The sequence below is a fragment of the Bradyrhizobium sp. WYCCWR15520 genome (assembly GCF_056174665.1).
In genome coordinates, this window is record NZ_JBWBWM010000061.1 from 16,919 (window position 1) to 29,103 (window position 12,185).

The window sequence follows — 12,185 nt, forward strand, 5'->3', positions numbered from 1 at the left end:
CCCCAACGCAAGCCCGTGCATCAGCCGGCAGGACTTGACGGCGCCTTCAGCGCGCCGCTGCCATGTCTCGACTGCGCCGCCTCACGGGCTGGAGCTGCCGGCGCACCATTTTCAGAGCTTTAGCTGCACATATTGGCCGACTGAAGTAATAACCTTGCATTTCAGCGCATGCCCCTTCACGGAGGATCGCCAGCTGCTCCTCGGTTTCGACTCCTTCGGCCGTCGTCGTCTTGCCGAGACTGACTGCAAATCGAACCACCGCGCGTGCGATCCGGCGTGACTCCTCGTTCGCACCCGACAGCGCGTTGACGAAGCTGCGATCGATCTTGATTTTGTCGAATGGGAACTTCTGAAGCAGGCTCAACGATGAATAGCCGGTGCCGAAATCATCGAGGGCAATTCGCACGCCCAGTCTGTGCAGCTGGTCCAACGCAGCAAGCACCGCCTCGCTGTCATGCATGGTGATCGTCTCGGTGACCTCGAGCTCCAATCTATGGGCAACAATGCCCGAATTCGCGAGCGCGCCGACGATGGTCGAAACCAGCTCCTTGCTCCTGAATTGAGCGGGTGACAGATTTACCGCGATCTTCAGGCCATCGGGCCATTTGGCCGCCTCGCTACAGGCGGCCCTCAACACCCATTCTCCGATGGGCAGGATCAGGCCGGTCTCTTCCGCAAGCGGGATGAATTCAGCCGGCATGATCAAGCCGCGTTGAGGGTGATGCCAGCGCAAGAGCGCCTCAAAGCCTAAGGGTTCACCGCTTTCGGCATTGATGATCGGCTGGTAATGAAGCTCGAATTCACCCTTGGCCAACGCATCACGCATGTCGCGCTCCATATTGCGCCGGGCATGCATGAGCTGGTCCAGCTCGGGCTCGAAGAAGCGGAATGAACCGCGTCCGCCGCTCTTGGCCGAATAGAGCGCGAGATCCGCACTCTTCAGGATCTCGTCAGGGTTGGTGCCGTCGCGTGGCGCGATGGCAATGCCGATGCTGGTGCCGATGGTCACCTGATGGTCGCCAAGATCGAAAGGCCTGCAAAGCGCTTGGCTGATTTTCTCGGCAAGGGCCGTGGCCTCGACGACGGGATTGGTCACGTAGTCGATAACGGCGAACTCGTCGCCGCCCAGCCGTGCAATCAGAGCGGTATCGCGGATGCATTCGAGCAGCCGCGCGGCGACGGCTTGCAGTAGCTTGTCGCCTGTCGGATGACCGAGCGTGTCGTTGACCTCCTTGAAGCGATCGAGATCGAGCATGAAGACGGCAAGGCCGGATCCGCCCTCGCGGGTAATTGCGAGAGCGTGATCCATGCGCACGCGCAGCCGCACTCGGTTTGGCAGGTCGGTCAGCGCGTCATGCTGGGCCATATGGATGATCTTGGCTTCGGACTGCCGCTGCTCGGTGACGTCGAGGTGCGTCGCCACCCAGCCGCCTCCCGCCATGGGCTGCCGGGTGACGCAGATCAATCGCCCGTCCGCAAGTTCGTCCACCCTGCTGGCGACAGCGTCGGGCGGCAACGCATTCAGCGTCGAGAGCAACCGATTCGCGGCGCTCTCGCTGGTCTCGCCTTTGAGGATGCCGTTCGCAATCCGATGCGCGATGACTTCGTGGTGTGGCGTTCCCGGCTCCAGCAGTTCCGGCGGCAGCCGATACATTTTGGCATAGCGATCATTGCATACGACAAGCCGCTTATCTGCATCGAACATGCAGAGACCCTCGCCCATGTGATTAATGGCCGTATCGAGCCTGAGTTTCTGTTCCTGCAGTTCTCTTTGCGATGCTTCGACTTCTTGCCGGGCGAGCGACAACTGGCTGATGATTTCCTCGAATTTGCGAGTCCGGGTGGCCAAACGGCGATCCGCCAGCACCCCGATAAGGCTCATCCCGAGCACCGACAGGGCCACGCCGGCAATCAGCAGCGCGAGGAAGGTCGGAGAAAGCGACAAGGTGTCCGTCGCCCGCATCGGATCGGGAACGATCTGCACCGCGCCCATCGCGGTGAAATGATGCGAGACGATGGCCAGCGTCAGCAGCAGCGCGGCAGCAAACGTTCCCCGCCTGTCATTAAGGCGCGTCGCGATGGCCAGGGCGGCACAGCCGAAGAACAGGCCGAGAGCGATCGATGCCAACACGAGATCCGGTGACCAGCTCACGCGGCCGGGCACCTCAAGCGCCCACATGCCAAGATAGTGCATGCTCGCAATGCCGGCGCCGATAATCGCGCCACCGACGGGGGCACGCCACCGACCGGGATCGCTGGCGGCAAAACCAAGTCCGCAGGAAGTCAGTATCATCGCAGCCGCGAGCGACAATGCCGTCAAGGCGATGGCGTAGCCGGTTGAAACGCCCGGCTCATAAGCCAGCATGGCGATGAAGTGCGTCGCCCATATCCCGTAGCCGATCGCCGCACCTGCAATCGCAATCCAGATCAGCCGCGTCCTGGCTTGCGACGCAATGGCGCGATGAAAAATCGTGACGGCAACAATGCTTGCAACGAAGCAAACCAGGCCGGCGAGCAGAACGAGCCGCCAATCATGATCGGCAGTAAGACAGCTGAAAACACGAAGCATATTGTTGACCCCATCGGCAATACCGTCGATGAGGCATCTGATTAGACTTGCTTCGCGTTAATTTGCCGCAATGCCCGCTTGCATGCTTATTGCGACGTAAAAATTACTTGCGGAATGACGCGCGTGCACCGTGAAAACACGGAAAATTTTGTGACCACTGAATACCCGCTCGCACCCTGGGTGCGAACGCTCACGAGAGCTAGTATCCCGCCACTGCGAGCACGACGACGGCGCCGAGCGCTTTCCAGCCGAAGCCGCGGCCCCGCGACCACCATGCATTGGCCGCCGCGGCGAAGGCATAGACCGTGACGATCGTCACCACGATCCAGTGCCGTGCGCTCTCCGATCCCATCGACGGCGCGGCGATCAGCAACACGCCGCCACCGATCCATGCCACGGTACCGGCCTGCCAGACCAGTCGGATCAGGGTCCGCAAGCTCTCCGGCTGGATGGTCGCTTTTGCGAACACCTTGGTTTCTCCCAGCACCCCGTGGATCAGGGCCACTATTATGCCGGCGACACCAGCACACTGCAGAATGAGATCGCGCATCGACGCCTCCATACAGCACTGTATGGCTATGCGCCGCATTCTGGCGCCTGTCAATACAGTAGTGTATGGTAGCAGGAATATGAGCGATCAACTCTCGGCAAAGGACTGGGTCGACCAGGGCCTGAAGGCACTGGCGAGCAGCGGCTTCACCGCGCTGAAGGCGGAACCGCTGGCGAAGGCGCTGCGCGTGTCGCGCGGCAGTTTTTATTGGCACTTTGCCGATATCGCCGCGTTCCATGCCGCGATCCTGGCGCGCTGGCACGAGGTCGCAGCCGAGCAGATCATCGCCAATATCGAAGCTGCCTCGAAGGACGAGAACCCGCTGGCGTTGCTGCTGCGCCGCGTGTTCGACGAACGGCTGATGCTGGAACGGGCGGTCCGCACCTGGGCCAGCGTCGAACCCGCCGCGCGTTCCGCGGTGCAGGCAATCGACCGGCGCCGGCTTAGCTATGTGGAGGGCCTTCTGGCGCAGTCCGGATTGTCGGCGGAGACGGCCCGCGCCCGCGCCCAAATTCTCTATTGGGCGTTTCTCGGCTTTGCGCTATCGGATCAGCCGTTGCCGAAGGCGCGACAACAGGCCGTGGTCGACGAACTGGTGCGGATGTCGGCGTCATGACATCTCGCGATCTTGTATGCTAAGGACCACGCAATCCGGAGACGATACATGAACGCCCTGCCCGAACGCCTCGACAGCACCGTCGATCCGAAATTGCTGGAGATCCTGGTCTGTCCGGTGACCAAGGGTCCGCTCGAATTCGATTCGACCCGGCAGGAGCTGATCTCGCGTTCGGCGAAACTCGCCTACCCGATCCGCGACGGCATTCCGATCATGCTGCCGGAAGAGGCGCGAAAGATCGATTAATCGGCGAATAGTGATAGCGAATGGCGAATAGCAAAACTTCCATTCGCCACTCCCTATTCGCTATTCGCGCCCTACAACGTCTCGCCCTTCAGCAGCCGCGGCACTTCGCCTGACAATCCTGCCGCCTGGCGGATGAACAGGTTCTTCAGCGGCGGTGCGCGATCGACCAGGCCGAGGCCGATGTCGCGCACGGTGCGCAGCAGCGTCGATTCATTGGAGAACAGGAAATTCAGCGAGTTGGTCGCAACGCCCATCGCCATGGTGTCGAAGCGACGCCAGCGCTGATAGCGGTCGAGCACGTCGGCCTGCCCGGGGTCGATGCCGAGTCGGGCTGCGTCGACCACGACTTCGGCCAGCGCCGCGACATCCTTCAGGCCCATGTTGAGGCCCTGCCCCGCGATCGGATGAATCACATGCGCGGCATCGCCGACCAGCGCCAGCCGCTCGGCGACGAACGAGCGCGCGACGAAATAGCCGAGCGGAAACGCACGCGGCTTGTCGAGCGCCTTGATCTCGCCGAGGCGCAGCCCGAAGCGCTTCTCGAGCTCCTCGTGGAATTCGGCCTCGCCAAGCGCGGTGACGCGCGCGGCCTCCGTGCGGGTCTCGGTCCACACCAGCGACGAGCGTTTTCCGGTCAGCGGCAGGATCGCGAACGGCCCCGCGGGAAGAAAATGCTCTTCGGCGCGGCCGTTATGATCGCGCTCGTGGCCGACGGTGACAACGATGCCGGATTGATCGTAGTCCCAGCCATGGGTGGCGATGCCGGCGCGCTCGCGCAGCTTTGAGCGGGCGCCGTCGGCGGCGACCAGCAGGCTTGCTTCGATGACAGCGCCGTCGGCGAGCGTCACGGTGACACCATCGGCGCGAGCGTCGTAGGTCGAAACCGCCGTGGCGCGGAGATCGATGCCTTCCGCCTCGGCGCGGGCGACCAGCGCATCAATCAGCCGCCGATTTTCGACCATGTGGGCGAAGGGCTCGCCGGGTTCGACATCGCCGGCAAAGGTCAGGAACACCGGCCGGGTGGCGTCCTCCAGCTTGGAATCGGTGACGACCATGTCGAGGATCGGCTGGGAGTCCGATACCTTGTCCCAGACGCCGAGCGCCTCGAACAGGCGCCGGCACGCGGCCACGATCGCGGTCGCCCGGGGATCGCGACTCGGCCGAACCGCCAGGGCCGGATCGGCAACGATAACGGGAATGTCCGCGCCGAGGCCCTGACGGAACGCCAACGCCAGCGCCAGCCCGGCAAAGGCGCCGCCGCAGATGACAATGCTTCGCTGTGCCGCCATGCGATCCTTACCCGGGTTTCTGCGTCAGACTACGCTTGCTACCTGATAATAGCTGGGCGAAACAGGGTCGAGAAACAAGGTACTTAACCAGACCGTCATTCCGGGGCGCGCGTTGCGCGAACCCGGAATCCAGAGGTTTTGGCCGAGATTCCGGGTTTGCCTCTTCGAGGCGCCCCGGAATGACGGTGCCTCCACGAATTGAAAGCACTCCCCATGTCCAAGGGCCTGATTGACCTGATTTCCATCCTCGATCTCGAACAGCTCGAGGTGAACCTGTTCCGGGGCAACAGCCCGAAGACAAGCTGGCAACGGGTGTTCGGCGGCCAGGTGATCGGGCAGGCAATGGTCGCGGCCTGCCGCACCGTCGAGGGGCGCCTGCCGCATTCGATCCATTGTTATTTCATCCTGCCCGGCGATCCGCAGATCCCGATCATCTACCAGGTCGAACGCCTGCGCGACGGCAAAAGCTATTCGACCCGCCGCGTGACCGCGATCCAGCACGGCAACGCGATCTTCTCGATCATGGTGTCATTCCATGCGGAAGAGGAAGGCGCGTTCAACCATCAGGACACGATGCCGGATGTTCCGCCGCCGGAAAAACTCACGGCAGAAGAAGTATCGAAGCAGCCGATGTTCAAGGAGATGCCGGAGTTCATCCGCCGCTATTACGAATCCGACCGGCCGATCGAGCTGCGCCCGGTCGAACTCGGCCGCTATTTCGGCCAGAAGATCGACGACGGCCGCATCCATGTCTGGATCCGCACCGCGGCCAAACTGCCCGACGATCCGGCGCTGCATTTGTGCGCGCTGGCCTATGCGTCGGATTTTTCGCTGCTCGATGCCGTGATGGCGCGCTATGGCCGCACGCTGTTCGACAAGCGGATGATGCCGGCGAGCCTCGACCATGCGATGTGGTTTCACCGGCCATTCCGCGCCGACGAGTGGCTGCTCTATGCGCAGGACTCGCCGAGCGCGCAAGACGGCCGCGGGTTGACCCGCGGCCTGATCTTCAAGCCTGACGGCACGCTGGTGGCGTCGGTCGCCCAGGAAGGCTCGGTGCGCCAGCGCAAGTGAGGCTTACGCGTTCACGGTCGCGCCGCGCTCCGCCAAAACAGTCTGCGACGCCAGCCACTGCGACATCCACCGATATACCCAAGGTATCGGGATGATGAAGAAGAAGCCGATCACGGCCACGATCGCGCGCCACAGAAACTCCAGTCCGCTGCCGATGAAGAGGACTTCACGCCGCGTGCCCTCGATGTTCCGGCAAAACCATCGCAACCAGGCGACGTAGACCCAGGCCCAGCCGACAATCGTGATGATGGAGATCACGGCCAGAATGGACCATCCGATATAGGCCCAGACCGAGCCGGAGAAGCTGAGCCCGAGCGGCTGCCCGTTGGACGAAAGGTTCGCGATAAACCATTTCAGGAAAAGCCAGTAGAGAACGAGCTGAGCGATGTTCAGCAAATTACTCAGCCACTCAATGCCGATCAGGCCAACCCCAATCAAAACGACGGCAGCTCCGAAATACCAGGGAACGATCGTCATCGGCTCGCCTTCGAAGCCGAGGTTCGGCCGTCCTGGCACCTGGACACACGGAACGATCCATTTGGCGTACCACACGAGGACCCACGGTCCCGGAATGATGAAGATGAGGCCGATCACAAGTACGAGGCTACGCCAGACAAACTCAAGGATTCCGAAATCAATCGACAGCGGGCCTCCGCTATAGCTTCCGGCGGCATAGCTTCCAGCCGTTTGTGGCGGGCCACCGGGCTGCGCGAAGGCCGGCGGCCCCGAGCCGCCGGGCACCAGGCCGGGGATTTCTCCCGCCCGCTGCCAGCCCGACATCCCCTCGGTCCATACCAGCGTATCCGCTCCAACGGCCCCCCGGGTAATGAGATCACGAAGCTGGACCTCCGGATAAGGGCCCTGTTGCTGGCCGTTGGCTGCATAAAACCACGATCGGTTCGACATTTTATTTCCTTGAGCCGTGGAAAATAGAAAATATGGGAGATAGCCGGCGGGCGGCTGAGGGAGAGCGCATTTTGGCGGACGATCCTGCCGCCTGTACAGTGATTGACGTCACCAGCTCGAAATGTTTTCCCCTTCTACCTGCAACTTTTTTGTGCCATTTGCTCAGAAAGATGCCAGATTTGCGCCGGCAGCAAGCCGCCGGATGGTCGGCCTGCCCAGTGCTTAAAAAGTATCCACGGAAATGAAGGCCTGACCATGAAACTTGTCGTCGCGATCATCAAACCTTTCAAGCTTGACGAGGTGCGCCAAGCGCTGACGGCGATCGGCGTCCACGGCATGACGGTGACCGAGGTCAAGGGTTACGGCCGCCAGAAGGGGCACACCGAAATCTATCGCGGCGCCGAATATGTCGTGAACTTCCTGCCCAAACTTCGAATCGAAATCGCGGTCGCCTCCGACGTTGCCCACAAGGCGGTCGAGGTCATTACCGCCAACGCGCGCACCGGGCAGATCGGCGACGGCAAGATCTTCGTCACGCCGATCGACCACGCGCTCCGAATCCGCACCGGCGAGACCGATAGCGACGCGCTCTAAACATCACTGAATTCAAGGCGGCGGCAGCGACGCCGAACGCGCAAAGCCAAGAAACGACAACGAAACGACAACGCCGGGGGATTCCATGGGGGCACCATCGTATCGTGCAGCACGCCATGCTGCGCTCGTCACGCTTGCAGCGAGCTTCACGCTCATCACGCCAGCCTTCGCCGAGACCTCCACCATCAATGCCGCCGACACGGCGTGGATGATCGTCGCCACCGCGCTTGTCCTGATGATGACGATACCGGGTCTGGCGCTGTTCTATTCCGGCATGGTGCGCAAGAAGAACGTGCTGGCGACCATGGCGCAGAGCCTCGCTGCGGTTGCGCTCATCTCTATACTGTGGGTGGCGTTCGGCTATTCGCTGGCCTTTGTCGGCGACGGCGCCTGGATCGGCACGCTCGATCGCTGGTTCCTGATCGGAATGACGATGGAGAGCGTCAATCCGGCGGCGAAGACGATTCCGGAAGCGCTTTTCATGCTGTACCAGATGACATTTGCGATCATCACCGTGGCGCTGGTGGCGGGCGCGGTAGCGGACCGGATGCGATTTTCGGCCTATCTCCTGTTCTCCGCCGGCTGGTTCACGTTCGTCTATGTACCGCTCGCGCACTGGGTGTGGGGCGGCGGTTTCCTGGCCACCAAGGGCGTGCTGGATTTCGCTGGCGGCCTCGTCGTGCATCTTTCCGCCGGGGTCGGCGGACTGGTTGCCGCAACCGTGATGGGCCGGCGTCAGGGCTATGGCAGCGAGAACCTCGCGCCGTTCGATCTGTCGCTCGCCGTGATCGGCACCGGATTATTGTGGGTCGGCTGGTTCGGTTTCAATGGCGGATCGGCGTTGGCCGCGAACTCGCGCGCGGTCATGGCGATCACCGCGACGCATCTGGCGGCTTGCGCCGGTGCGCTGGCCTGGGCCGCGATCGAATGGGCGACGCGGCGAAAGCCGTCGGTGCTCGGCATGATATCGGGCGCCATCGCAGGTCTTGGCACCATCACCCCGGCCTCCGGTTTCGTTGCGCCGTGGCATGGTGTCGTGATCGGCGTCGTCGCGGGAACGCTGTGCTTCTGGGCCTGCACTTGGCTCAAGCAGCGCCTTAAATATGATGACTCGCTCGACGTTTTCGGCGTCCACGGCATTGGCGGATTGACCGGCACGCTGCTCGCCGGCGTCTTTTCGGTAAGCGCGATCGGCGGCACCGCGGGGCTGATGGAGGGCAATCCGCAACAGGTCCTGACCCAGCTCTATGGGATCGTCGCCACCCTGGTGTGGTCCGGCGGCATCACCTTCCTGCTGCTAAAACTGGTGGGTGTGTTCGCGCCGCTACGGGTATCGCTGCAGCAGGAGCTGGAAGGCCTCGACATCTCGCAGCACGGCGAAGCGCTGCAATAGGCTGCCCATCTCGTTACCGTTTTCTTGCCCTGCCGCTAAGCAGGATTGTGTCACCAGTCAGCGCGTGCTCATGTTTTGGGCATGCATGACTACGCTTTGGGCGCGACGGAATGGCGCAGGAAGGGGCAATCCCCGCAGAATGCGAAAAGGTCCGGATTCATAGTCCGTTAGGGAGCGGTCCCGATCTGGCACGGCATTTGATTCTAAGGGTCTCGGCTGTGCCCGCGTAGTGAACATCTCCGCGTGGTGAACCTCAGTCGAGAACGCCCGGACCGCCTGCACCGGGCCCAAGCGGGGACCAAGACCCATGAAAATTGTTATGGCGATCATCAAGCCATTCAAACTCGAAGAAGTCCGCGACGCCCTGACCGCCATTGGCGTTCACGGCCTCACGGTGACGGAAGTCAAAGGCTACGGCCGACAGAAGGGCCACACAGAAATCTATCGCGGCGCCGAATATGCCGTGAGCTTCCTGCCCAAGATCAAGATCGAGGTCGCCGTCGCCTCCGACCAGGTCGACAAGACCATCGACGCCATCACATCCGCTGCCAAGACCGGACAGATCGGCGACGGCAAGATCTTCGTCATCAACCTCGACCATGCGGTTCGCATCCGCACCGGTGAGGCGGATGCCGCGGCCCTCTGATTTCGCGCTCAAACCTTACCACTTAGGAGTAAAATCAATGACGTTTAAACGTCCCTATAGCGCGGGACTGGCGGCCCTCGCAGTCGGCATGTTCGCCGCGACCGCGGCCTACGCCGAACCGACCGTCAACAAGGGCGACAACGCCTGGATGCTGACGTCGACAGTGCTGGTGCTGTTGATGACCATCCCCGGCCTGGCGCTGTTCTATGGCGGTCTCGTCCGTTCCAAGAACATGCTCTCGGTCCTGATGCAGGTCTTCTACACCGTCTGCATCGTCGTCGTGCTCTGGGTACTCTACGGCTACAGCCTCGCCTTCACCGGCGGCTCCGACTTCATCGGCGGCTTCTCGAAGGCCTTCCTGATGGGCGTGACCACCGATTCGAAGGTGGCTACCTTCAGCGTCGACGCCAATATCTCCGAGCTGGTCTATGTCTGCTTCCAGATGACCTTCGCGGCGATCACTCCCGCCCTCATCGTCGGCGCTTTTGCCGAGCGCATGAAGTTCGCGGCGATCGCGCTGTTCATCCCGCTCTGGGTCACGCTGATCTATTTCCCGATCGCCCACATGGTCTGGTACTGGCCGGGTCCGGACGCGATCTCGGATGCGGCCAAGGCACTTGCCGCGGCGGCTGACGGTGCGGCGAAGACCGCGGCGCAGGCCAAGCTCGACGAGATCAACGCCGATGCCGGCTGGATCTTCAAGAAGGGCGCGCTGGACTTCGCCGGCGGCACCGTGGTGCACATCAACGCCGGTATCGCCGGTCTCGTCGGTGCGCTCCTGATCGGCAAGCGCGTCGGCTACGGCAAGGATCTGATGGCTCCGCACTCCCTGACCATGACCATGATCGGCGCTTCGCTGCTCTGGGTCGGCTGGTTCGGCTTCAACGCCGGATCGAACCTTGAGGCTTCCGGCGGTGCAGCGCTCGCCATGACCAACTCCTTCGTTGCGACCGCAGCGGCGGCGTTGGCCTGGATGTTCGCTGAATGGATCGTCAAGGGTCATCCTTCCGTGCTCGGCGCGCTGTCGGGCGCAGTGGCCGGCCTCGTCGCGGTCACCCCCGCAGCCGGTTACTCCGGTCCGATGGGTGCGATCGTGCTCGGCCTCGTGGTCGGCATCGTCTGCCTGTTCTTCTGCACCGTGGTGAAGAACTCGCTCGGCTATGACGACTCGCTCGACGTGTTCGGCGTCCACTGCATCGGCGGCATCGTCGGCGCGCTGGGCACCGGCATTCTGGTTAATCCCGCCCTCGGCGGCACCGGCGTGATGGACTACGTCGCCGGCAAGGTCGGCGAGTACGACTTCGTCGCCCAGATGACCTCGCAGCTCTGGGGCGTCTGCACCACGCTGGTGTGGTCGGGCATCGGTTCGGCGATCATCTACAAGGTGGTCGACGTGATCGTCGGCCTGCGCGTCAACGTCGAGACCGAGCGTGAAGGCCTCGACGTCACCGAGCACACCGAGCGCGCCTACAACATGTAAGTTCTCCCGGGGTGCGATCCCCAAGGGGACAACGTAGTCGTTGCCCCGGGGGCTCGCATCCACAACTCCGGTTCGGGCACATACCCGGCAATGCCCTGACCGTTGAGGGGCTCCAGCGCAAGTTGGAGCCCCTTTCTTTTTGCCAGAGCCAAAGCGCCATCACGCGGTTCGACCCGTGAGCCATCCAAATTTCGCGCTGAGCTTTGGAAGCAGGACGTCCAGCTCGTCCTCGTCCTGCCACTCGGTCCCCTCGGGTTGATCCGGCATTCTCCGTTGCGGGCGATCGCCGGCAGCCGCTACGACGCCGTCGGTTACGGCGTATTGATAGCCTTCGTAGAACCAATCCTCGTCATCGTCAGGTTCGTCGGCGAGCGAATCGGGGTTCGACAAGGCACGCTCGAATGCCTGACGCCCCCGGGAAATCAATGAGGAGCAAAAATCGTCGAAAGTATCGTCGCTGCACCCGCCGTTAATGACGTAAGCCGCGCCCCACAATGTATGGCTATAGGCCTTGCCCATCATAGCGTCGAACTGTTGCGCAAATTCAATCGCGTCCGCCGCAGGCAGGGCCGAGATTTTTTGCTTCAGCACGTTGCATTTCCGTACCATGTCGCCGCCTGCAGCGTCATTCGCATCCTGAACGATTTCCCAGAAACCGGTTTCGTCCATCACACATGCTCCCGCTCTGTGGCACGCTGCGCCCTTGTGTCCAGGAAATCTGTCAGAATGTGCGAACGGGCGGTTGCGCACCAACCGCCCGTTGCTGGAACTGAGCCCGTTGCGCCCAAAGGCGACCGAGCCTGTGTCAGAGCGAGGGACAGC

Annotated in this window: 13 protein-coding genes; 8 read left to right on the forward strand and 5 right to left on the reverse strand. The window is 62.3% G+C overall.

All coding sequences use genetic code 11. From position 1 onward, the window contains the following. Positions 1 to 46: 46 nt before the first annotated feature. Positions 47 to 2,518, reverse strand: coding sequence for a putative bifunctional diguanylate cyclase/phosphodiesterase (locus tag AC0QUY_RS38680; RefSeq protein ID WP_475391248.1), 2,472 nt, complete (start codon positions 2,516 to 2,518; stop codon positions 47 to 49). Between AC0QUY_RS38680 and AC0QUY_RS38685 the strand changes: the two genes are divergently transcribed. Then, positions 2,462 to 2,614: a hypothetical protein gene (locus tag AC0QUY_RS38685; RefSeq protein ID WP_475391250.1), complete on the forward strand. Its 153-nt coding sequence runs from the start codon at positions 2,462 to 2,464 to the stop codon at positions 2,612 to 2,614. The genes AC0QUY_RS38680 and AC0QUY_RS38685 overlap by 57 nt on opposite strands. 154 nt (positions 2,615 to 2,768) lie before the next feature. On the opposite strand, the gene AC0QUY_RS38690 is transcribed toward AC0QUY_RS38685, so the two are convergent. Further along, complete coding sequence (locus AC0QUY_RS38690; RefSeq protein ID WP_475391233.1) at positions 2,769 to 3,119, reverse strand: hypothetical protein; 351 nt, start codon at positions 3,117 to 3,119, stop codon at positions 2,769 to 2,771. Between the two features lie 79 nt (positions 3,120 to 3,198). Here AC0QUY_RS38690 and AC0QUY_RS38695 point away from each other — a divergent pair, with 79 nt between their 5' ends. Then, positions 3,199 to 3,735: a TetR/AcrR family transcriptional regulator gene (locus AC0QUY_RS38695; RefSeq protein ID WP_475391235.1), complete on the forward strand. Its 537-nt coding sequence runs from the start codon at positions 3,199 to 3,201 to the stop codon at positions 3,733 to 3,735. 48 nt (positions 3,736 to 3,783) lie between these two features. Next, entirely contained in the window at positions 3,784 to 3,981 is a 198-nt protein-coding gene (locus AC0QUY_RS38700) for a Trm112 family protein (RefSeq protein ID WP_475391237.1), read from the forward strand. Between the two features lie 71 nt (positions 3,982 to 4,052). On the opposite strand, the gene AC0QUY_RS38705 is transcribed toward AC0QUY_RS38700, so the two are convergent. Further along, the gene (locus AC0QUY_RS38705; protein ID WP_475391239.1) at positions 4,053 to 5,270 is read right to left on the reverse strand and encodes a ubiquinone biosynthesis hydroxylase; all 1,218 of its coding nucleotides are present in this window, start codon (positions 5,268 to 5,270) and stop codon (positions 4,053 to 4,055) included. A gap of 213 nt (positions 5,271 to 5,483) precedes the next feature. Here AC0QUY_RS38705 and tesB point away from each other — a divergent pair, with 213 nt between their 5' ends. Continuing rightward, complete coding sequence (gene tesB, locus AC0QUY_RS38710) at positions 5,484 to 6,344, forward strand: acyl-CoA thioesterase II (protein ID WP_161850949.1); 861 nt, start codon at positions 5,484 to 5,486, stop codon at positions 6,342 to 6,344. 3 nt (positions 6,345 to 6,347) lie between these two features. Here the strand turns inward: tesB and AC0QUY_RS38715 are convergent, their stop codons facing one another. Beyond that, complete coding sequence (locus AC0QUY_RS38715; RefSeq protein WP_475391241.1) at positions 6,348 to 7,250, reverse strand: DUF4339 domain-containing protein; 903 nt, start codon at positions 7,248 to 7,250, stop codon at positions 6,348 to 6,350. A 255-nt stretch (positions 7,251 to 7,505) separates the two neighbouring features. Here AC0QUY_RS38715 and AC0QUY_RS38720 point away from each other — a divergent pair, with 255 nt between their 5' ends. The 4 genes from AC0QUY_RS38720 to AC0QUY_RS38735 all read left to right on the forward strand — a co-directional run bounded on the left by AC0QUY_RS38720 (position 7,506) and on the right by AC0QUY_RS38735 (position 11,363). Then, positions 7,506 to 7,844 carry a P-II family nitrogen regulator gene (locus AC0QUY_RS38720; RefSeq protein WP_475391243.1) on the forward strand — a complete coding sequence of 113 codons (339 nt, stop codon included), beginning with the start codon at positions 7,506 to 7,508 and terminating at the stop codon, positions 7,842 to 7,844. Between the two features lie 85 nt (positions 7,845 to 7,929). Beyond that, positions 7,930 to 9,237: an ammonium transporter gene (locus tag AC0QUY_RS38725; protein WP_475391245.1), complete on the forward strand. Its 1,308-nt coding sequence runs from the start codon at positions 7,930 to 7,932 to the stop codon at positions 9,235 to 9,237. Positions 9,238 to 9,544: 307 nt separating this feature from the next. Further along, a complete protein-coding gene (locus AC0QUY_RS38730; protein WP_008142813.1) occupies positions 9,545 to 9,883 on the forward strand; it encodes a P-II family nitrogen regulator in 339 nt (112 codons plus the stop codon). Between the two features lie 37 nt (positions 9,884 to 9,920). Then, entirely contained in the window at positions 9,921 to 11,363 is a 1,443-nt protein-coding gene (locus tag AC0QUY_RS38735; protein WP_475391247.1) for an ammonium transporter, read from the forward strand. 159 nt (positions 11,364 to 11,522) lie between these two features. Here AC0QUY_RS38735 and AC0QUY_RS38740 read toward each other — a convergent pair whose 3' ends face one another. Then, positions 11,523 to 12,032: a DUF4240 domain-containing protein gene (locus tag AC0QUY_RS38740; protein WP_161850953.1), complete on the reverse strand. Its 510-nt coding sequence runs from the start codon at positions 12,030 to 12,032 to the stop codon at positions 11,523 to 11,525. Between the last annotated feature and the right edge of the window lie 153 nt (positions 12,033 to 12,185).